At 72.4% G+C, this 18,407-nt stretch carries 24 protein-coding genes; 9 read left to right on the forward strand and 15 right to left on the reverse strand.

Annotated features, from left to right (window positions below):
• Positions 1-168 precede the first annotated feature (168 nt).
• Together V6U88_RS23880 and V6U88_RS23885 are read right to left on the reverse strand one after the other, a co-directional pair.
• Entirely contained in the window at positions 169-495 is a 327-nt protein-coding gene (locus tag V6U88_RS23880) for a hypothetical protein (protein WP_334456303.1), read from the reverse strand.
• Positions 496-592: 97 nt separating this feature from the next.
• Positions 593-922, reverse strand: a complete 330-nt coding sequence (locus tag V6U88_RS23885) for a hypothetical protein (protein WP_334456304.1) — start codon at positions 920-922, stop codon at positions 593-595.
• Between the two features lie 108 nt (positions 923-1,030).
• On the opposite strand from V6U88_RS23885, the gene V6U88_RS23890 reads away from it, so the two are divergent.
• Together V6U88_RS23890 and V6U88_RS23895 are read left to right on the forward strand one after the other, a co-directional pair.
• Positions 1,031-1,390, forward strand: a complete 360-nt coding sequence (locus V6U88_RS23890; RefSeq protein WP_334456305.1) for an ArsR/SmtB family transcription factor — start codon at positions 1,031-1,033, stop codon at positions 1,388-1,390.
• On the forward strand, positions 1,387-2,082 hold the full coding sequence (locus V6U88_RS23895; RefSeq protein ID WP_334456306.1) for a cation diffusion facilitator family transporter: 696 nt from the start codon (positions 1,387-1,389) through the stop codon (positions 2,080-2,082). Before V6U88_RS23890 ends, V6U88_RS23895 begins: the two co-directional genes overlap by 4 nt.
• A gap of 34 nt (positions 2,083-2,116) precedes the next feature.
• Here the strand turns inward: V6U88_RS23895 and V6U88_RS23900 are convergent, their stop codons facing one another.
• Positions 2,117-3,073, reverse strand: coding sequence for a hypothetical protein (locus tag V6U88_RS23900; protein ID WP_334456307.1), 957 nt, complete (start codon positions 3,071-3,073; stop codon positions 2,117-2,119).
• 173 nt (positions 3,074-3,246) lie between these two features.
• On the opposite strand from V6U88_RS23900, the gene V6U88_RS23905 reads away from it, so the two are divergent.
• Positions 3,247-3,762: an SRPBCC family protein gene (locus V6U88_RS23905; protein WP_334456308.1), complete on the forward strand. Its 516-nt coding sequence runs from the start codon at positions 3,247-3,249 to the stop codon at positions 3,760-3,762.
• Between the two features lie 33 nt (positions 3,763-3,795).
• Here V6U88_RS23905 and V6U88_RS23910 read toward each other — a convergent pair whose 3' ends face one another.
• Positions 3,796-4,500, reverse strand: a complete 705-nt coding sequence (locus V6U88_RS23910) for a DUF2786 domain-containing protein (RefSeq protein ID WP_334456309.1) — start codon at positions 4,498-4,500, stop codon at positions 3,796-3,798.
• A gap of 119 nt (positions 4,501-4,619) precedes the next feature.
• On the opposite strand from V6U88_RS23910, the gene V6U88_RS23915 reads away from it, so the two are divergent.
• Positions 4,620-5,033: a hypothetical protein gene (locus tag V6U88_RS23915; protein WP_334456310.1), complete on the forward strand. Its 414-nt coding sequence runs from the start codon at positions 4,620-4,622 to the stop codon at positions 5,031-5,033.
• Positions 5,034-5,072: 39 nt separating this feature from the next.
• Here V6U88_RS23915 and V6U88_RS23920 read toward each other — a convergent pair whose 3' ends face one another.
• Positions 5,073-5,462, reverse strand: a complete 390-nt coding sequence (locus V6U88_RS23920) for a hypothetical protein (RefSeq protein WP_154940641.1) — start codon at positions 5,460-5,462, stop codon at positions 5,073-5,075.
• Between the two features lie 166 nt (positions 5,463-5,628).
• Here V6U88_RS23920 and V6U88_RS23925 point away from each other — a divergent pair, with 166 nt between their 5' ends.
• Positions 5,629-6,984, forward strand: coding sequence for an ABC transporter substrate-binding protein (locus V6U88_RS23925; RefSeq protein ID WP_334456312.1), 1,356 nt, complete (start codon positions 5,629-5,631; stop codon positions 6,982-6,984).
• Positions 6,985-7,041: 57 nt separating this feature from the next.
• Here the strand turns inward: V6U88_RS23925 and V6U88_RS23930 are convergent, their stop codons facing one another.
• Together V6U88_RS23930 and V6U88_RS23935 are read right to left on the reverse strand one after the other, a co-directional pair.
• Positions 7,042-7,785 (reverse strand): enoyl-CoA hydratase/isomerase family protein, encoded by a 744-nt coding sequence (locus V6U88_RS23930; protein WP_334456314.1) that lies wholly within the window; start codon positions 7,783-7,785, stop codon positions 7,042-7,044.
• Positions 7,782-8,660, reverse strand: coding sequence for a 3-hydroxyacyl-CoA dehydrogenase family protein (locus V6U88_RS23935; RefSeq protein ID WP_334456316.1), 879 nt, complete (start codon positions 8,658-8,660; stop codon positions 7,782-7,784). The genes V6U88_RS23930 and V6U88_RS23935 overlap by 4 nt, the downstream gene beginning before the upstream one ends.
• A gap of 159 nt (positions 8,661-8,819) precedes the next feature.
• Between V6U88_RS23935 and V6U88_RS23940 the strand changes: the two genes are divergently transcribed.
• Positions 8,820-9,125, forward strand: a complete 306-nt coding sequence (locus tag V6U88_RS23940) for a hypothetical protein (RefSeq protein ID WP_334456318.1) — start codon at positions 8,820-8,822, stop codon at positions 9,123-9,125.
• Positions 9,126-9,166: 41 nt separating this feature from the next.
• On the opposite strand, the gene V6U88_RS23945 is transcribed toward V6U88_RS23940, so the two are convergent.
• On the reverse strand, positions 9,167-9,946 hold the full coding sequence (locus tag V6U88_RS23945; RefSeq protein ID WP_334456320.1) for a class I SAM-dependent methyltransferase: 780 nt from the start codon (positions 9,944-9,946) through the stop codon (positions 9,167-9,169).
• A 54-nt stretch (positions 9,947-10,000) separates the two neighbouring features.
• Between V6U88_RS23945 and V6U88_RS23950 the strand changes: the two genes are divergently transcribed.
• Complete coding sequence (locus V6U88_RS23950; protein ID WP_334456322.1) at positions 10,001-10,381, forward strand: PPOX class F420-dependent oxidoreductase; 381 nt, start codon at positions 10,001-10,003, stop codon at positions 10,379-10,381.
• Positions 10,382-10,478: 97 nt separating this feature from the next.
• Here V6U88_RS23950 and V6U88_RS23955 read toward each other — a convergent pair whose 3' ends face one another.
• A complete protein-coding gene (locus V6U88_RS23955; RefSeq protein WP_007073996.1) occupies positions 10,479-10,688 on the reverse strand; it encodes a BldC family transcriptional regulator in 210 nt (69 codons plus the stop codon).
• A gap of 252 nt (positions 10,689-10,940) precedes the next feature.
• Positions 10,941-11,780: a hypothetical protein gene (locus tag V6U88_RS23960; RefSeq protein WP_334456323.1), complete on the reverse strand. Its 840-nt coding sequence runs from the start codon at positions 11,778-11,780 to the stop codon at positions 10,941-10,943.
• A gap of 169 nt (positions 11,781-11,949) precedes the next feature.
• Here V6U88_RS23960 and V6U88_RS23965 point away from each other — a divergent pair, with 169 nt between their 5' ends.
• Together V6U88_RS23965 and V6U88_RS23970 are read left to right on the forward strand one after the other, a co-directional pair.
• Positions 11,950-13,032 carry a Glu/Leu/Phe/Val family dehydrogenase gene (locus tag V6U88_RS23965; protein ID WP_334456324.1) on the forward strand — a complete coding sequence of 361 codons (1,083 nt, stop codon included), beginning with the start codon at positions 11,950-11,952 and terminating at the stop codon, positions 13,030-13,032.
• Positions 13,033-13,322: 290 nt separating this feature from the next.
• Positions 13,323-13,538 (forward strand): DUF3073 domain-containing protein, encoded by a 216-nt coding sequence (locus V6U88_RS23970; protein WP_334456325.1) that lies wholly within the window; start codon positions 13,323-13,325, stop codon positions 13,536-13,538.
• A gap of 143 nt (positions 13,539-13,681) precedes the next feature.
• Here the strand turns inward: V6U88_RS23970 and amcA are convergent, their stop codons facing one another.
• The 5 genes from amcA to V6U88_RS23995 form a co-directional block, all read right to left on the reverse strand.
• On the reverse strand, positions 13,682-13,918 hold the full coding sequence (gene amcA / locus V6U88_RS23975) for a multiple cyclophane-containing RiPP AmcA (RefSeq protein ID WP_334456327.1): 237 nt from the start codon (positions 13,916-13,918) through the stop codon (positions 13,682-13,684).
• Entirely contained in the window at positions 13,887-14,990 is a 1,104-nt protein-coding gene (amcB, locus tag V6U88_RS23980) for a cyclophane-forming radical SAM peptide maturase AmcB (protein ID WP_334456480.1), read from the reverse strand. The genes amcA and amcB overlap by 32 nt, the downstream gene beginning before the upstream one ends.
• A 128-nt stretch (positions 14,991-15,118) precedes the next feature.
• Positions 15,119-16,273 carry a phosphoribosylformylglycinamidine cyclo-ligase gene (gene purM, locus V6U88_RS23985; protein WP_334456329.1) on the reverse strand — a complete coding sequence of 385 codons (1,155 nt, stop codon included), beginning with the start codon at positions 16,271-16,273 and terminating at the stop codon, positions 15,119-15,121.
• A gap of 58 nt (positions 16,274-16,331) precedes the next feature.
• Positions 16,332-17,870 carry an amidophosphoribosyltransferase gene (gene purF / locus V6U88_RS23990; protein ID WP_334456331.1) on the reverse strand — a complete coding sequence of 513 codons (1,539 nt, stop codon included), beginning with the start codon at positions 17,868-17,870 and terminating at the stop codon, positions 16,332-16,334.
• Between the two features lie 170 nt (positions 17,871-18,040).
• Entirely contained in the window at positions 18,041-18,394 is a 354-nt protein-coding gene (locus tag V6U88_RS23995; protein WP_334456332.1) for a sterol carrier family protein, read from the reverse strand.
• Positions 18,395-18,407: the final 13 nt, after the last annotated feature.

Raw genomic sequence — 18,407 nt, forward strand, 5'->3', positions numbered from 1 at the left:
GGAACGACCAGCTACCGCCCGTCGGAGCTGCCCTGACGTGACCGGGCTGCGGCGGCCTGCGGGTCGCCGCAGCCCGGTCCTTTCTCGTCCCGGTGATCAGCACGGCTGACGCTCGCGTCGAGGTTCGACGGCTGCCCCGCCACATCACCATGCCGGGCTGGTCGAAGGCTAGCGCCGGAGCAGGGCGAACCATCCCGCCGCAGTCATGATGAGAAGCAGCGAGACCGCGAACAGGGCAACGCCGACCGCGTAGGGCACGGGAACGAGAAACGGTGCCTGCTGGGCGAGCAGCCCCGCGCCAAGCAAAGCGCAAAAGCCACCGCGGCGGACGGGCTGGGACCGCTGGCTCGCCGTCAGGCGCGCAGCCCGCACCCATGCCACGGGAAACCGTCGCGACACGGCGACACGCACGCCGACTATGACCATGACGACGCTGAGGACCACGCTGACGAGGCGCAAGGCGATCCATACCGGGTCCGGGTCATTCACGCTCATGCGGCCATCGTTCAAGGGATGTCAAGGTGGCAGCCTGCCCGACCTCCCCGCAGACGGAGATGTCGCACGGCTGACCCAGCACATCAGCATGCAGGAGCTAGTCGCTGGCTGAGCCCCGCCGCAGGAAGAGCCATCCCGCCGCAGCGGCAAGGAGCACTGCCACCGCCAACAGAGCGGCCCTGAGGGCAAGAGGCATCGGGATGAGGAACGGCGCCTGCTGGATCAGCAGACTCGCGCCCACCAGCGCGAGGCCACCGCCGAGGCGGACGGGTTGCATTCGCGGGCTCTTCGTCGGGTGCCCGAAGCGAAGCCAGGCCCGGGGAATTCGTCGCGACACCGCGACGCTCCCGCCGAGTACGAGCACGAAGAGACTGACGACCACGATCACCAGACGGCCGGTCAGCAGGAGCGTGTCACTCGGGCTCATAGGGCCATCATGAGGCGCTGTCAACTCCCAGGCGTGGTGGCGCACTGGGCATCTACGGGGCGGCGTTTCCGGGTGCGAGTGATCGCCGATTCTGACTATCATCACGCTATGGCGATTGATTGTGCCTCGGGGCTCGCTCCTGCGGTGGCGTTGTTCCGGTCCCTCGGCGATCCGACCCGGCTTGCCATCCTGCGCCGGATCGCGACCGGAGAGGCCCGGGTGGTGGACCTGACCGGCGAGCTGGGGTTGGCCCAGTCGACGGTGTCGAAGCACCTGGCGTGTCTCCGGGACTGCGGGCTGATCGACTATCGGGCCGAGGGTCGCCAGTCGTTCTACGCCCTGACGCGGCCGGAACTGCTGGACCTGCTGCGCTCGGCGGAGCAACTCCTGGCCGCCACCGGCGAGGCGGTCGCCCTGTGCCCGACCTTCGGGACGCCGGCTGATGCCCCGGCGGGGGTGAACGCGTGAGCGCGGCGCTGCTGACGCCCGAGCGGCGGGCGGTGCTGTCCCGGCGCAGCCTGTGGCTGGCCTACGCCACCGCCGGCTACAACCTGTTGGAGGGGCTGGTCGCGATCGCCGCCGGCGCGGCCGCCTCCTCCGCGGCGCTGATCGGCTTCGGCCTGGACTCGTTCGTCGAGGTGTCCAGTGCGGCGGTGCTGATCTGGCAGTTCCGCTCTCGGGTGCCCGAGGATCGGGAACGGCTGGCGCTGCGGCTCATCGGCGCCTCGTTCTTCGCCCTCGCCGCCTGGGTGACCTTCGATGCCGTCCGCTCGCTGCTGGCCGGCGGCGACGCCGACGCCAGCCCGGTGGGGATCGGCCTCGCCGTGGCGTCGTTGCTGGTGATGCCGCTGCTCGTACGGGCCAAGCGGCGCACCGGCCGGGAACTCGGCTCGGCAACCGTCATGGCGGACTCGACCCAGACGATGCTGTGCACCTACCTCTCCGCGGTGCTCCTCGTCGGGCTGGTCCTCAACGCCGTCTGGGGCTGGTCGTGGGCCGACCCGATCGCCGCGCTCGTCATCGCCGGGGTCGCGGTCAAGGAAGGCGTCGAAGCCTGGCGCGGTGAACACTGCGACGACTGCGCACCCCTGCCCGCCGTCGATGCCGTCGGCCCCGCCTCGGGCTGCGCCGACGACTGCTGCACCGACGGGAAGGCGTAATCGGTCCTACCTCTTGGGCCGGCCGGGTCTCGCGTCACCGGTCCCGGCGCTGCTGCCCCTGGCGTCGCTGCGCCATGCCGCCCTGGATCGCCTCCCAGACGCTCCGACCGGCCTGCCGCAGCGTCTCGCCCGCCTGCCCGGCGAGCTGGCCCGCCTGCGCGCCCTGCTGCCCCCCGCCCGGGGCCTCCGGTGCCTCTCCGCCCTCGCCAGGCTGGCCCCGGCCGCGTTCCGCACCGCGCTCGCCGCCCTCGGCGTCACCGCGGGGCTGGCGGCCGCCCGCAGTCGTACCCCGGTCGCCTTCGGCGCCCTGACCGGACGGCCGACCACCCAGCGGCGGCTCCTGCGGCGACCCCGCCGGGAACGGACCGGCCGGGGACTCCGGACGAGGCCCGGCGGGCCGCTCCGGCGCGGTCGGCGCCGGCGGGCCGGCGGGCCCACCTGACGCGCCCTCGGGGCCCGCAGGCTTGCCCCCGCGGCCTTCGCCTGCTGCCCCGGCCGCCGAGCCGCCCTGCCCACCCGGCTGTGCCACCTGCTGCCCGGTCACCTGCCCGAGCTGGCCCACCGGCTGGCCGGTCTGGTCGACGACCGGCGTGGTCAGGTCGGTCACCCGGTCGGCCACCCGGTTGACGTCGTTGAGCGTGAGGTTCGCGGTGTTGGCCAGCGCGGTGATGATCTGGGGGTTGCGGTCGATGGTGCTCAACGCGCGGTCCAGGATCTCCAGCACCTTCTCCAACCGGACCTTCAGCACCGCCTCGGCGCGCACACCCTCGATGTCCAGCTCCACCCGCTCCAGGTGCACCCGTACGCCCGCGTCGAGCTGGAGCAGGTTGGCCAGCCGGGCACGCAGCGACACGTCCGCGTCGAGCCCGTCCACGGCCAGCCGGATCGAGTCGACGGACACCCTCGGGATGTCGAGCAGCACGTCCGGCTCGACCTCCGGACCCCCGCCGGTCCGGCCCGGTCCGCGTGCCGCCGCCCCGCTCTCGCTCATGCTTTTCCGCTCCCTCACCCGAGGCCCGGCCGCCGGACCACGTCAGCCGCGCTTACCCGCTTTCCCGGTGGCCATCCGTGGCGGGCCGGACACCATGGGTCGCGACCACTGTCCGGAAGGGGATCAGTACGCGAAGCTGCACAGCGCGGCATCAGCCGGTATGGTCCGGGCCTATGGGACAGGAGATGGCGGACGTCCGGCAGGACGTCGAGCGGTACGCACTCCGCAGCACGCTCCTCGCCCCAGCCACCGCAGAGCAGGCGTTCGCGGTGTTCACCGGGTCGCTGGCCGACTGGTGGGTGCGCGAATACACCTGGTCCGGGCCGGAGGCGCTGGCCGAGCTGGGGATCGAGCCGAGGGCCGGCGGGATGCTCTACGAGATCGGCCCGTACGGCTTCCGGAGCGACTGGGGCCGGGTGCTCACCTGGGACCCACCGAAGCGGCTCGTCTTCACCTGGCAGATCGGCCCGGACCGGGTACCGGTGCCGGACCCGGCGCGGGCCAGTGAGGTCGAGGTGCTGTTCCTGCCCGACGGGTCGGGGCACACCCGGATCGAGGTGGAGCACCGGCACTTCGACCGGCACGGCCAGGCCGCCGAGGGCTACCGGGAGGCGCTCACCGCCGGCTGGCACGAGTTGCTCAGCCGCTACCTGGGCACGCTCGCCCGATACGACGCCGGGCTCGGCTGACCCACCCCCGTCCCGCCGCCCGGCCGGCGTTGTTCACCGGGCGATTCCTCGGCCGCCCGCGCCGTCGACCACTCCACGACCGCCGAGGTCCGCCCGGCGGCCCGCCTCGGCTCCGGCGCCGAAGCCGGTGCCGGCCAGCCGGCGGGGCGCGGCGGTCCGCAGCCGCGGGTAGACCTCGGTCACCCGACGCGCCACCCGGTCCGAGCGGTCGGCGAGGACCAGCGCGACCGAGGGGGTGCCCCGCTCGGCCGCCGCACCCGCCTCGGCCGCCCGCAGCCGCTCCCCGACCACCCGGGCGAAGCCGGCCAGCCAGGAGCGGCGGAAGGCGGCCGGGTGCTCACCGGCCGGTACGACCGTCCCGGACAGCCCGTGCGCGGCCTGCACCAGCAGCGAGGTGAAGAGCAGGTCGACCCGTTCCAGGTCGCTGGCGAAGCCGAACAGGTGCAGGGCGAAGCCGTCGCCGTGCGCGCGCCGTACGCAGCGGCACCGCAGCGGGTCGGCGACGGCGGCGAGCAGCCCCGCCTTGTCCCGCGCGTACGGGGCGACGACGTCGACCACCCGGTCCCCGACCGGGTCGGTGGCCGGGTCGCGGGCGGCCAGCAGCGCCCGGTCGACGCCGTAGCGGGCGATCAGTTCGGTGGCCTTGGCGGTGAAGGCCGCCGACTCGGCGGGCGTGCAGGCCGGGTCCTCGGCCTTGGCCAGCAACTTGCGCACCTTGCTCAGCATCGCCTCGGACATGTCACCAGAGCTATCACATCCGCGGGATGGTCCATTGCGGACGAACCGTCGGTACCATCACCACGCTCGGCTCCCTGTCCGCAACGCAGGGTTCATCCCCCATCCCTGGAGGCAACCGCATGGCATCCCCGGTCGCCCGCCTGACGGCAACCACGGCGGCGCTGTCACTGCTCGCCCTCGGCTCCCCCGCCCAGGCCGCCCCCGAGACCAACCTGGGCGGGTCGTACGCCACCTGCTACGGCGGCGCGGTCCGCTCGTACTTCCAGACCGGCGGCTGGGGCGGCGACGCCGGCCCGTACCGCACCAGCACCCGGTGCAAGGACATCAACGTCCGCAACGCCAGCGAGTTCGGCGTCGAGGCGTGCGTGATCTTCGTGGACAAGACGGACCAGTGCAACTACCGGACGTACCTGCCGTCGAAGTCCGACTTCATCGCCGTGGCGACGAAGGTCCGCGACGGGGTCCGGTTCCAGGTCCGGTTCGAGACCCTGCGCTACGAGTACGAGCCGCTGGTGGCGTACCACGCGTACTAGGCGACACCCGGCGCGGCGCCCGCACCGGGCGCCGCGCCGTCAACCGGCCCGACTGCGCAGGGTGGCCACGGTCGAGCCGGCGAGGGTGAGCAGGCAGTCCGGCAGCAGTCCGTCGGCGGCCGCCGCCCCGAACAGCGCCTCGCCGGTGTCCGCGTCGTGGTTGGCGTACGCGCTGACGAAGCGGGCCACCCAGCGGGTGTCGTAACCGGCCTCGTCGATGCCGGGAAAGTCCAGCGCGCAGGCGCCGGGCGGCGGCGGGTCGCCGACCATGGTGGCGGCCAGGCACCAGGCCACTCCGTACGCCCCCGCCAGCCCGGACCGGTCGACCACGGCGTCGAACGTACCCACCACCGCGTCACCGTCCCCGGCCAGTGCCGAACGGAGCACGGCGGTCGCGTCGTCGAGCGTCTGGTCAGGTACTTCGGTCACCTGCCGCACAGTAGGAGAGCGGGTCAAGCGGTGACCCGGAACAGCCCGTCGGTCACGCAGCGTGTTGATGACGGATGGCCGACGACTGCCGGTGGGCTCCACGCTCCCACCCGCCGCCCGGGCACGCTATGGTGCGCAGCGGAACTCCCCGAAGGTAAGGACGACCATGCTCGTAACACGCGGCCCGCGCGCTGCCATCCTGGCGGCCGGTGCGGCGTTCCTGCTCGTCACCAGCGCCTGCGGGACGACCGACAAGCCCGAAGAGACTGCCACCCAACAGGTGCGTCTGTACGGCACCGACGGCAACATGCTGAACTCCTTCGCCGGCGAGCTGAAGGAGCGCGCCGACCTGGTCGACGGCATGAAGGGCACAACCCCGCTGACGCCGCTGACAGATGACTTCAAGGAACGGCTACGGGCGGTCGACCCCAAGCTGACCGACTTCCTCTACTCCGCCGAGGCCTACGACGCGGTGATGATCAGCGCGTTGGCGGCCCAACTCGCCGGCAGCACCGACCCGGCGGCCATCGCCAAGCAGATCGTCGGGGTGACCACCAACGGTCAGCGCTGCTCGGACGCCGAGAGCTGCCTGGCCCTGGCCCGCGACGGGCAGGACGTGGAGTACCGCGGCGCGTCGCTGACCCGGGCCGGCTTCACGGACGAGGGCGAGCCGGCGACCGCCAGCTACGCGACGCTGCACTTCGACGCCCAGAAGATCAATGACGCGAAGACCGAGTTCGTCGGTGCGGGCTTCGAGACCGCGGCGAGCACCAAGACGCCGCCGAAGCCCAAGAAGCAGCGCGGCGGCAAGACCGACCGCAGCGACGGCTCCCCGCTGATCCTCGGCGGCCTGCTGCCCAAGACCGGTGACCTGGCCCTGGCCAACCCGCCGATCGCGGCGGGCGCCGCACTGGCGCTCAAGGAGATCAACGCCGCCGGCGGCGTGCTCGGTGAGCCGGTGGTCTGGATCGACGGCGACGACGGCACCAGCCCGGTGGTCGCCAAGGCCACGGTCGCCTCGCACATCCGCAAGAAGGTGCAGGTCATCATCGGTGCCGGCGCCTCCGGCATCTCCAGCGCCGTGCTGCCGGACGTGGTCGCCGCGGGGCGGATCCTGTTCTCCCCGTCGAACACCGACTCGGGGCTGAGCAAGGCCGACGACAAGGGCCTCTACTTCCGCACCGCCCCGCCGGACAGCCTCCAGGGCCGGGCGCTGGCCGACGTGATACTGCGCGACGGTCCGCACAAGATCGTCGTGGTGGCCCGCAAGGACTCCTACGGTGAGGGTCTCCAGGAGACCGTCCGCGTCGAGCTGGAGCGGGCCGGCTTCGGCAGCGACCGGGTGAAGCTGCTGACCTACGAGCCGCCGGCGGACGGTGAGGGCGCCGACGGGGTGAACTTCGCCGGCACCGCGAAGGAGATCAAGAGCTACGCCCCCGAGGCGGTGCTGGTCATCGGCTTCGCCGAGTCCGCCGGGCTGATCCGGGCGCTGGACGACGCGGAAGTGCCGATCCGGCACTGAGCACGTACGACGACGGCCGCACCGGAGCATCCGGTGCGGCCGTCGCGCGTACGGGGGTCAGCGGGAGCGGCGCCGCTCCAGGAACTCGGTCATCCGCCGCCGCTTCTCCTCGTCCTCGAAGAGCACCGCCTGGCTGACCAGGTCGAGGTGGGGGTGGGCGGCGGCCGGCGCGTCCACGGCCAGCTTGGTCAGCCGCAGCGCCAGGGCCGATGCCTTCGCCATCTCGTCGATCAGCTCGTGCGCGGTGGGCAGCAGCTCGGCCGGTTCGGCCACCACCCGGTTGACCAGGCCGATCCGCAGCGCCTCCTCGGCGTCCACCCGCCGGCCGGTGAAGAGCAGCTCCTTGGCCCGGGCCTCGCCGACCAGCGCCGGCAGCCGGTAGGTCGCGCCGGCGCCGGCCAGGATGCCGAGCCGCACCTCGGGCTGACCGAACACCGCCCGGGCCGTACACACTCGCAGGTCGCAGGCGTACGCCAGCTCCGCGCCGCCGCCCAGCGCCGGCCCGTCCACGGCGGCCACGCTCGGCATCGGCAGCGCCCGGATCCGGGCGAAGGCCGCCTGGTTGATCGCGGCGAGGGCGTCGGTCCGGCCGCGTTCGCGCAGCTGGCCGATGTCCGCCCCACCGGCGAAGATCCCCTCCGCGCCGCCGGTGAGCAGCAGCAGCCGGGGCCGGGCCTCCAGCTCGGCGCAGACGGCGTGCAGCTCGCCGATCAGGTCGGCGTCGATGGCGTTGCGCTTCTCCGGCCGGTCCAGGGTCACCACCAGCCGGTCCGGGAGCTCCTCGATCCGCAGCCCGCTCACCTGCCGGCCCCTTCCCCGTCGGCCTTACGGCCGTCCACCCAGCGGTAGAAGCCCTGGCCGGACTTCTTGCCGAGCTTTCCGGCGGCGACCATCTCCTCCAGCAGCGGCGGCGGCGCGAAGCGGTCTCCGTAGGCGGCCTGGAGGGTACGCGCGATGTCGAGCCGGACGTCCAGCCCGACCAGGTCGGTGAGTTCCAGCGGGCCGACCGGGTGCCGGTAGCCGAGCACCATCGCCTTGTCGATGTCGGCGGGGCTGGCGACCTCGTCGGCGACCATCCGGATCGCCTCCAGGCCGAGGGTGACCCCGAGCCGGGAGGTGGCGAAGCCGGGCATGTCGCGTACGACGACGGGGTCCTTGCCCAGCCGGCCGGCGAGCGCGACGGCCGCGTCGGTGGTCTCCGGGGCGGTCGCCGGGCCCACCACGACCTCCAGCAGGGCCATCGCCCAGACCGGGTTGAAGAAGTGCAGCCCGAGGAAGCGCTCCGGCCGGGCCAGCGGTTCGGCCAGCTCGGCGATCGGGATGCTGGAGGTGTTGCTGCCCAGCAGCGCCGGACGCAGGCCCTCGGCCTCGCGCAGCACGGCGCGCTTCAGGTCGAGCCGCTCGGGCACCGCCTCCACCACCACGTCCGGCTCCGGCGCGACCTCGCCCAGCGCCGCCCGCAGTGTCACCCGGTCGCGGTGCCCGGCGGCCTCCTCGGCGCCGAGCTTCCCGCGCTGCACCGCCCGGTCCCACAGCTCACCGAGGCGCGCGGCGGCGGCCTCCGACCGGCCCCGGTCCACCTCGACCAGTTCGACGGCGTGTCCCGCACCGGCGGCGACGTAGGCGATCCCGAGCCCCATCGTGCCGGCACCGACGACGACAAAACGACCACTCATGACGCTCCCTCGCTGCGCGCGGCGACGCGCGGGGTCTCCGCCGCGCCGTGCCGCTCGCTCCTGGGTGCGACCCTATGCAGCAACGCAACGGGCGGCATGCGTGGGGGATCGCCGGAACGGGTACAGACGGCCCTCGACGCCAAGGGAAGGACGTGGCACATGAGCCAGGCACCGGAGACCGTGGACGGCACCGGCACCACCGAGGGCGGGGAGACCGTGGAGACGCGCGGCGACGAGCGCGTCGACCTGCTCCGCGCGGACACCAACAACGACGGGAAGACCGACGTGTGGGTGGTGGACACCGACGGCGACGGCAAGGCCGACCTGTTCCAGTTCGACACCAACGGTGACGGCAAGGTCGACATCACGATGGTCGACCTCGACGAGGACGGCACCCCGGACGAGGTGGTCGACGGCGACGGCGGGCTCCCGCCGGAGCAGTTGCCCCCGACCGTGCAGGTCTAGGCCGGCGCCGGGGCCCCGGTCCGGGGGCCCCGGCGGCGCGCTCAGCCCGCCAGCCGCAGGGTGGCCAGGTAGTACGGGGCGTCCCGGTCGTCCACGTCGGTCAGCCGCCAAGCGGTGCCCCGGACCAGCTCGGCCAGTTCCTCGGCCGAGCAGACGAGGTAGTCGAACCAGCCGGTGCCCAGCTCCCGGTAGCGCAGCCGCAGCCGCAACTGGCCGCCGAGCCGGCCCCGCTGCCGGTTGAGCTCGTGGTAACCGGTGTGCACCGGGTCCGTCGTGCCGTACGGGTCGGTGCCGTGCGCGACGACCTGCGCGCCGGGTGCGGCCATCGCGGCGAGCGCGGCCAGGAACGCCGCCGCCCGATGCCGCCCCTCGATCAGGCCCAGGTTGTTGCCGAGCAGCAGGAACGTGTCGTACCGCCGGCCGGCGGCGATATGTTCGTCGACCGTGCCGAGGACCAGCTCGCGCACCCCCCGGTGCCGGCACACCCGCAGCGCGCCGACCGAGGTGTCCAGTCCGGTCACCGGTACGCCCCGCTCCTGGAGCAGCAGCGCGATTCGCCCGCCCCCGACGCCGATGTCGAGCGTCGCGCCCCGGACCCGGTCCACGGCCCGGTGGTCGTACGGCTGCCAGTGCTCCGGCCCGTCGAGGTAGTGGGCGGCGGGGGCACCGTTGATCAGCCCGTCCTCGCGCTCGATGATCTCGATGACCGGTCGGGGCAGTCGCCCGCCCACCAGCGGCCGGGGACCGATCCCGGTGTGCACCGCGTACGCGTCGCGCAGCATCTCGCCGAACACGTCGCCGATCCTCGGTTCGCCGGTCACGGGGTTCACGCTATCGGCGCGGCCCGGGCCTGTCGCGGTCGTATCCTTGGCGGCGTGACCGACCTGGACCGCCTGGCGGCGGAGAAGTACGTCCTGCTGACGACGTTCCGCAAGGACGGCCGGGCGGTGCCGACCCCGGTCTGGGCGGTGCGCGACGGCGACACGCTGGCGGTCTGGACGGCGGCGGACTCGGGCAAGGTGAAGCGGATCCGGCGCGACGGCACGGTGACGGTGGCCCCCTGCGACGTGCGGGGCCGGCCGCTCGGTGCGGCGGTACCCGGGCACGCCGTGCTCTCCTCGCCGGAGGAGAGCCGCCGGATCCGCGATCTGATCAAGCGGAAGTACCGGATGCTGGGCCGGCTGACCCTGCTCGGCAGCCGGCTGCGGCGGGGCGAGCGGGGCACGATCGGAATCCAGGTGACCGTCCAGGAGTGAGCGTCGCCGGCCCCGGACATGGTTCAGGGGCGGTGGATCGTCGCTGTCGCGACGTCCGCCCGCCCCTGAGACCGGAATTCTTCTCGGTGTCGGTCGGTCAGTCTCCCTGACGCTGCTGCGGGATCTGCCCCTGAAGCAGGGCCCGAACCTCCGACTCGCGGTACCGACGGTGGCCGCCCAGGGTTCGGATCGCGCTGAGCTTCCCCGCCTTGGCCCACCGGGTCACCGTCTTCGGGTCGACACGGAACATCGACGCCACCTCGGCCGGCGTGAGTAGCGGCTCTGGTTCGTGCGTTCGCGATGCCATCGGTCACTCCTCCACATGTATAGACATCGGCCGGGGTCCCGCCGGTCGACGCGTCTCCCATGGTCCGGCTAGTCCCCGATGTCCGACATGGGCCGAACGGCCGAAGGTCCCTAGACGGACGGATGAACCATGCCCGATTTATCTGACTTTTACACGGCAGAAAGTACCTTATTCGGACTCATGATCACGGTTCGTGATGCGTCAACTACGAGACTGCCTCGTATCCGACAGCATTCCTGGGTGGATTCGTGGTCAGTTGCACCGCTCCAGCAGCTGCACCGCACGCCAGCGGGCCACCAGGCGGTCGTACGCCGCCGAGGCCTCCTCCGCCTCGCCCCGGGAGAGCCCGGCCAGGCCGGCCGCGACCAGTTCCGTCGAGTCGTCCGCGGCCAGCGTCTCGTCCGAGAGCAGCTGCACCAGACCGCCGTAGTCCAGCTCCACCACCGAGCGCGGGTGGAACTCCTCCAGCCAGCGGGCGGCCTCCTCGACCGCCTCGGTGATCGGCGCCTCGCCGACCGACTTGCGCAGCACCGACAACGCCCGGGAGGACCGGCGGCGGGCCTTGGAGATCTCGGTGCGGTAGCGCAGCGCCCGCCGCCCCGGGTGGGTGACCAGGTCCCGCTCCGCCGGCTCGAAGAGCACGAACCACCGCAGCGGCACGCCCCAGGTGGCGATCTGCTCGTGCAGCCGCGGGACCCCGTGCTCGAGCACCCGCGCCCCGCTACGCCAGTCGTCGACCACCGCCTTCGCCTGCCCGGCCAGGACCGGCGGGACGAACGCGTCGGCGAGCACCGACGGCACCCCGTCACGCGCGCTGAGCGCCGCCTCGGCCACCCGGATCCGCAGGTTCCACGGGCAGACCAGCAGCGTGTCGTCGGCCTCCAGCACGTACGCCTCGTCCGGCGGGTCCGGCAGCCGGGTCCAGCCCGCGCCGAGCGCCTCGATCACCGAGGTGCGCTGCCGCCCGGGGCCCTCCAGCGGGGCGACCGCCCGCCCCTCCCGCACGTAGCGCCGCCAGTACGCCTGGCGGTCCCGGTCGAAGGCGGTCAACGGCTCGTAGACGCGCAGGTAAGCAGCGAAGAGCGACGGCACGGCGCGATCCTCCCACGAGACGGGGCCCCAGCGCCGTCAGCGCCGACAGGCGCGACGTGGACGGCAGTGCGGCGTGGACCGATATTAGGCTCAGCAGGACCGGCAGCATCCCGCCGGCGTCCACCAGGGCCGCGTCCCACAAGGGCGCACACCGACACAGGAGCAAGCCATGGGCGTATTCGCGAGCACCGACGACCCGGGATCGACCGGTCACGAACAGGTCGTGTTCTGCCAGGACAAGCAGACCGGCCTCAAGGCGATCATCGGCATCTACTCGACCGCGCTGGGCCCCGCGCTCGGCGGCACCCGGTTCTACCCGTACGCCAGCGAGGAGGCGGCGCTGGCGGACGTGCTCGACCTGTCCCGCGGCATGGCGTACAAGAACGCGCTGGCCGGGCTGGACCTGGGCGGCGGCAAGGCGGTCATCTGGGGCGACCCGGAGCAGATCAAGAGCGAGGCGCTGCTGCGCGCGTACGGCCGCTTCGTCGAGTCGCTGGCCGGCCGCTACTACACCGCCTGCGACGTCGGCACCTACGTCGCCGACATGGACGTGATCGCCCGGGAGACCCGCTACGTCACGGGCCGCAGCGTGGAGCACGGCGGCGCCGGTGACTCCTCGATCCTCACCGCCTGGGGCGTGTTCCAGGGCATGCGCGCCGCCGCCGAGCACGTCTGGGGCGCCCCGACGCTGGCCGGCAAGCGGGTCGGCGTGGCCGGCCTGGGCAAGGTCGGCAAGTACCTCACCAAGCACCTGCTCGACGACGGTGCCGAGGTCTTGGCGACCGACGTCAACCCGAAGGCCCTGGAGTGGGCGCGCGCCACCCACCCGCAGATCGAGCTGGTCGACGACGCCTCGGCGCTCGTCGCCGCCGACATCGACGTGTACGCCCCGTGCGCGCTGGGCGGCGCCCTCAACGACGACACCGTGCCGGCGCTGCGCGCCAAGGTGGTCACCGGGGCGGCCAACAACCAGCTCGCCCACCCGGGCATCGAGAAGCTGCTCGCGGACCGGGGCGTCCTCTACACCCCTGACTACGTGGTGAACGCCGGCGGCGTGATCCAGGTCGCCGACGAGATCGAGGGCTTCAACTTCGAGCGGGCCAAGCTGCGCGCCACGAAGATCTACGACACCACCCGGGAGATCCTGCGACTCGCCGACGACGAGGGCGTGCCGCCGGCGGTGGCCGCCGACCGGCTGGCCGAGCGCCGGATGGCCGACGTGGGCCGGCTGCGCGCCATCCACCTGCGCTGACGGCGGCCCCCGGGGTGCGGGCACCGGCCCGCGCTCCGGGGGCACCCCCGAGTAAGCTGCATTCTGGGAGTTTGTGGCGGTTTGTCCGGTGTCACGGCCAGCCCCGGCATCCGCTCCTTACCGGGTACACTCGGTGACGGTCGGATCGCTGCGACGCGCAGGGCCGACTGACGGTAACCCGAGGTGCCGAACGGCGGCATCCCCATGTACCGTAAGAGCCACGAGAGATGCCTGACGTCATCGGGGCCCGCCTTCGGGCTGCCCCGCATTCTGTGCGAGGGGGTCGAGCCATGGGGCGCGGCCGTGCTAAGGCCAAGCAGACGAAGGTGGCCCGGGAGTTGAAGTACCACTCCCCGAACACCGACCTCACCGCCTTGCAGCGCGAGTTGGCGGGTGCTGGTAAGTCTGAGCACAACTTCGACGACGACTACAAAGAGTATGTCGACGACGATGATGAGGATCACGCGGACGACGACCCGGACGCCTGGGTTCCTCCGACCCGCTGACCTCCGGTCGCATCTGAGCACGCGGTAACTCCCCGCGTGCTCACGCATGTGCCCGACAAAGCGGCGCCACGACCGACGATCAGGGACCTCGCCCCACCGGAACGCTCTCCGGCCGGTCGGCAGGGTCCCTGATCTCGGCCTGTTCAGCGCGGGCGGTTGTTCCAGTTGTAGAACGTCGGGATGTTCTCGAAGTGGTTCCATGCGCAGACCGCGCTGGCGCCGTCGGAGCCCGACACCTCCGCCCGTGACCGGCGCGCGGCCTCGGCCTCGTGGAGCAGGGCGGTCAGCCCCGGGGCGGCCTGTCTGACCCGGTCGACGACCGGCTCGGCGACCGCTCTCCCGACGTGCTCAGGCTGCCGGTGACTCGTGGTCTCGGGCATGCTCCAACACTCCCTCCAGTAGGCGGATCTTGCTGTTGCGGCAGTGCTCGGTCTCCGTACCGTCGAAGCGCCCCTGCTCGAAGTAGCGGTTGGCCGCGTGCCCGCCGCCGCAGAAGCCGAAGTACGGGCAGGACGACCGGCATGCCTCGACCCCGGCGAGGAACTCGCCGACCCAGGGCGTGCCCGCGGCACCGGCCAGGATCTCGGCCAGCGGGGTCGCCAGCACGTTGCCGCTGCTGAAGTCGCCGTACCGGGGGTCGGTGAAGCCGGCCAGCTCGGGGGAGAGCACGGTCACCGAGCCGTCGTGGCCGATGGTGGGGATCGGGTCGAGCTGCCGCGGCAGCAGTTCGTCCGCCGCGCCGTCCAGCACCGCCGCGGCGTAGCGCAACGACCACTCCACCTCGCGCAGGTGGATGCGGGGCGCCCGGCGCCAGGCGGCCACCAGCTCCGCCCAGAACGCGGTCACCGCCGCCGCGTCGTGCGCGTTGCCCCGGACGTTGACCCCCTCGGTCTCCTCGATGTTGACCCCGAGCACGTCGCAGCCGAGGTCGAGGAAGTATTCGTAGAGCTCGGTGGCGTAGCCGGGGCCGGGCCGGCCCACCACGGCCAGCGCCGAGAACGGCAGACCGTGCCGGCGCAGCGTCTCCACGCCGCGCACGATCCGGTCGTACGCCGGCCGGCCGGCCCGGGTCACCCGGTCGACGTTGCGCTCGCGGGGGCCGTCGACGCTCACGCTGACCCGCACCCCGTGCTCGACGAAGAACGCGCACCAGGCGTCGTCGATCAGCGTGGCGTTGGTCTGGACGTGGTGCTCCACCTCGGGCCCGAACGGGGCGATCAGGGCGGCCAGGTGCTCCCGACCGGCCGCGAGGGGCTCCCCGCCGTGCCACACCACCGAGAACCGCCCGCTCGCCGCCCACGGGTTGACGCAGGCGGCGACCGCCTCGGCCACCGCCACCGGCATCCGCCGGTCGGCGGCCCGGAACGGCAGGTAGCAGTAGACGCAGTCCAGGTTGCACAGGGTCGTCGGCTGCATCACCACGTACGAGGGGACGGAAGCGATGCCCCGCATCCCCGTCACGGACTGTGCCCGAGCAGCCATCGGCCCTCCTCCCCCGTACCTGAGGCCCTTCAGGCTAGGCGGCGACGGCCACTCGGGTGAAGCCCTGATCAGGTGCCCTGATGATCAACCCAGCGTGATCACCCGCGGGTGTGCTGGCCGATCATCTGCACGTTGCCGGTGCCCTCGATGATCTCGCCGGCCTGCCAGGCGTCGACGCCGCGGCCGGTCAGGGTGGCCAGCGCGCGGTCGGCGTCCTCGGCCGAGACGATCGCGAACATGCCGACGCCCATGTTGAAGGTCGCCTCCATCTCCGGGTCCTCGATCCGGCCCTTGGACTGGATCAGGTCGAAGATCGGCTGCGGCTTCCAGGTGGACCGGTTGACCACCGCGTCGACGTGCTCCGGCAGGACCCGCACCAGGTTGCCCGGGATGCCGCCGCCGGTGACGTGGGCCAGCGCCCGCACCTCGGCCTCGGCGATCAGCTTGAGGCAGTCCTGCGCGTAGATCTTGGTCGGGGTGAGCAGCTCCTCGCCGAGGGTGCGCTGCCGGCCGAAGTCCTCGATCACCACGTCCAGCCGCATCCGGCCCGCGCCGAGCAGCACGTGCCGCACCAGCGAGTAGCCGTTGGAGTGCAGGCCCGAGGAGCGCATGGCGATCACCACGTCGCCCACCTCGACCCGCTCCGGGCTGAGGATGTCGCTCTCCTCCACCACGCCGACGCCGGTCGCGGAGATGTCGTACTCGTCCGGGCGCAGCACACCCGGGTGCTCGGCGGTCTCACCACCGAGCAGGGCGCAGCCGGCGTACCGGCAGCCGTCGGCGATGCCGGCGCCGATCTCGGCGACCTTGTCCGGCACGACCTCGCCGGTGGCGATGTAGTCGAGCAGGAACAGCGGCTCGGCGCCGCAGGCCACCAGGTCGTCGACGACCATCGCGACCAGGTCGATGCCGACCGTGTCGTGGATGTCCATCTGCTGCGCGATCACCAGCTTGGTGCCCACGCCGTCGGTGGACGAGGCCAGGATCGGGTTCTTGTACTTCTTGGTGTCCAGCCGGAACAGGCCGGCGAAGCCGCCGAGGTCACCCATGACCTCCGGCCGCCGGGTCTGCTTCACCTTGGACTTCAGCAGCTCGACCGCGCGGTCGCCCGCCTCGATCGACACACCGGCGTCCGCGTACGAGACCGAGCGTTTGCGCGCCGTGCGGCCGGAGCCGGCCGTCCAGGGCTGGCGGTCGCCGCCGGCACCCGTCGGGCTGCTTCCTGCGCCGCTGCGCTCGGACACGTGCGTCACGGTTCTCCCCTTTGTGGTTCTCCGTGCCGCTCGGGGTGCCGGGCGGCGCCGGGTGGTGCTACGGGTGGACGGTCGCGCCGCCCGGAGTGGCGACGAGCGATGGGGCGGTGTGCCCGAGGTCGTCGGAGGGCGAGTTCGTGACCCGCCGCCCCACTCCTTCGAGCACGTGCTTGCCGATCAGGTTCCCGGCCGGCAGCTCGATCGGGTACTCCCCGTCGAAGCAGGCGCGGCAGAGCCGGGTCTTGGGCTGCTCGGTCGCGGCGATGAGACCGGGGAGCGAGACGTACCCGAGGGTGTCGGCGCCGATCGAACGCCGGATGCCCTCGTTGTCCAGCCCGTTGGCCAGCAGTTCGGCCCGGGTGGCGAAGTCGATGCCGTAGAAGCACGGCCAGTTGACCGGCGGCGAGGAGATCCGGACGTGGACCTCCAGCGCGCCCGCCTCGCGCAGCATCCGCACGATGGCCCGCTGGGTGTTGCCCCGCACGATGGAGTCGTCGACCACCACCAGGCGCTTGCCCCGCACGTTCTCGCGCAGCGGGTTGAGCTTGAGCCGGATGCCGAGCTGGCGCAGGGTCTGCGACGGCTGGATGAAGGTGCGCCCGACGTACGGGTTCTTCATCAGGCCGGCGCCGTAGGTGATGCCGGACTCCTCGGCGTACCCGATCGCGGCCGGGGTGCCCGACTCCGGCACCGGGATCACCAGGTCGGCCTCGACCGGGTGCTCCTTGGCGAGCTGGCGGCCGATCTGCACCCGGGCCGAGTGCACGTTGCGCCCGGCGATGGTGGCGTCCGGGCGGGCGATGTAGACGTACTCGAAGAGGCAGCCCTTCGGCTCCGGCGCAGCGAACCGGGCCGACCGCAGCCCGTCGGCGTCGATCGCGATCAGCTCGCCCGGCTCGACCTCGCGGACCACGCTGGCGCCGACGATGTCCAGCGCGGCCGTCTCGCTGGCGACCACCCAGCCGCGCTCCAGCCGGCCGAGCACCAGCGGCCGTACGCCGTGCGGGTCGCGGGCCGCGTAGAGCGTCGACTCGTCCATGAAGACGAAGCTGAACGCGCCCCGCAGCTGCGGCAGCACCTCCAGCGCGGCGGCCTCCACGGACAGGTCCGGGCGGCTGGCCAGCAGCATGGTCACCAGGGAGGTGTCGTTGGTGGCGCCGTCGGCGACCAGGCCCCGCTCGGCGACCTCCTTCTGCAGCTCGGCGGTGTTGACCAGGTTGCCGTTGTGGGCCAGCGCGATGGTGGTGCCGGAGGTGGTGGACCGGATGGTCGGCTGGGCGTTCTCCCAGGTCGAACCGCCGGTGGTGGAGTAGCGGGCGTGTCCGATCGCGACGTGGCCGCGCAGGCTGGCCAGCGTCGGCTCGTCGAAGACCTGGGCCACCAGGCCGAGATCCTTGTAGACCACCACGCCGGAGCCGTCGCTCACCGCGATGCCGGCGGCCTCCTGGCCCCGGTGCTGGAGTGCATAGAGACCGAAGTAGGTCAGGTTGGCGACCTCTTCGCCGGGGGCCCACACACCGAAGACGCCACAGGCGTCCTGCGGGCCGGGTCGTTGGGGATCAAGGTCGTGGCTCAGCCGGCCGTCGCCTCGGGGCACCCTGCCGCTCCCTCATGCTGGTCTGGACTGGCCTGGCGGAATCAGAGGCGCTGATCCGCACTCCTCGGCCGGGACCACTGTCGTCGCCTGACAGTGTACGCGAATGGCGGTCGATACAGATAGTCACGATTTGGCTCCAGCGCGTCACCGAGGCGATCGTGGAACCGCTGCTAGACAGGTAGATGCGCGGAGAGGTCCGCTCGGTTCCCACTCACCCGTACGCGACCCTCGGTGACCGCCTCCGTCCACGAGAGCCGCCCGGTGGCCAGCGCCAGCCAGGTCGGCGGATCCATCTCCACCACGTTCGGCGGGGTGCCGCGGGTGTGTCGGGGGCCCGGAAGGCACTGAACTGCACCGTAAGGTGGGACACGCACCTCCACCGATCGGCCGGGGGCGCGCTCCGCGAGGGCGGTCAACAAGGCACGGACCGCCTCCCGGTACACCGGCCGTTCGGGCGTACGCCCCTCGTCGAGCGCCGACAACGCTGCCGCGACCGCGGCGGACTTAATGTGCGGAGAGGACACGACGGGACGATAC

Origin of the sequence: Micromonospora sp. CPCC 205739 (assembly GCF_036906795.1) — a bacterium.
Taxonomy (GTDB): domain Bacteria; phylum Actinomycetota; class Actinomycetes; order Mycobacteriales; family Micromonosporaceae; genus Micromonospora.

What these genes read in the sequence shown, in the direction of transcription:
- V6U88_RS23915 (WP_334456310.1), top strand. Translation starts at nt 4,620, where the DNA reads ATGGCATCCCCGGTCGCCCGCCTGACGGCAACCACGGCGGCGCTGTCA.
- V6U88_RS23880 (WP_334456303.1), bottom strand. Translation starts at nt 495, where the DNA reads ATGAGCGTGAATGACCCGGACCCGGTATGGATCGCCTTGCGCCTCGTC.
- V6U88_RS23890 (WP_334456305.1), top strand. Translation starts at nt 1,031, where the DNA reads ATGGCGATTGATTGTGCCTCGGGGCTCGCTCCTGCGGTGGCGTTGTTC.
- V6U88_RS23925 (WP_334456312.1), top strand. Translation starts at nt 5,629, where the DNA reads ATGCTCGTAACACGCGGCCCGCGCGCTGCCATCCTGGCGGCCGGTGCG.
- V6U88_RS23900 (WP_334456307.1), bottom strand. Translation starts at nt 3,073, where the DNA reads ATGAGCGAGAGCGGGGCGGCGGCACGCGGACCGGGCCGGACCGGCGGG.
- V6U88_RS23935 (WP_334456316.1), bottom strand. Translation starts at nt 8,660, where the DNA reads ATGAGTGGTCGTTTTGTCGTCGTCGGTGCCGGCACGATGGGGCTCGGG.
- V6U88_RS23955 (WP_007073996.1), bottom strand. Translation starts at nt 10,688, where the DNA reads ATGGCATCGCGAACGCACGAACCAGAGCCGCTACTCACGCCGGCCGAG.
- V6U88_RS23885 (WP_334456304.1), bottom strand. Translation starts at nt 922, where the DNA reads ATGAGCCCGAGTGACACGCTCCTGCTGACCGGCCGTCTGGTGATCGTG.
- V6U88_RS23965 (WP_334456324.1), top strand. Translation starts at nt 11,950, where the DNA reads ATGGGCGTATTCGCGAGCACCGACGACCCGGGATCGACCGGTCACGAA.
- V6U88_RS23940 (WP_334456318.1), top strand. Translation starts at nt 8,820, where the DNA reads ATGAGCCAGGCACCGGAGACCGTGGACGGCACCGGCACCACCGAGGGC.
- V6U88_RS23905 (WP_334456308.1), top strand. Translation starts at nt 3,247, where the DNA reads ATGGGACAGGAGATGGCGGACGTCCGGCAGGACGTCGAGCGGTACGCA.
- V6U88_RS23910 (WP_334456309.1), bottom strand. Translation starts at nt 4,500, where the DNA reads ATGTCCGAGGCGATGCTGAGCAAGGTGCGCAAGTTGCTGGCCAAGGCC.
- V6U88_RS23970 (WP_334456325.1), top strand. Translation starts at nt 13,323, where the DNA reads ATGGGGCGCGGCCGTGCTAAGGCCAAGCAGACGAAGGTGGCCCGGGAG.
- amcA (WP_334456327.1), bottom strand. Translation starts at nt 13,918, where the DNA reads ATGCCCGAGACCACGAGTCACCGGCAGCCTGAGCACGTCGGGAGAGCG.
- amcB (WP_334456480.1), bottom strand. Translation starts at nt 14,990, where the DNA reads ATGCGGGGCATCGCTTCCGTCCCCTCGTACGTGGTGATGCAGCCGACG.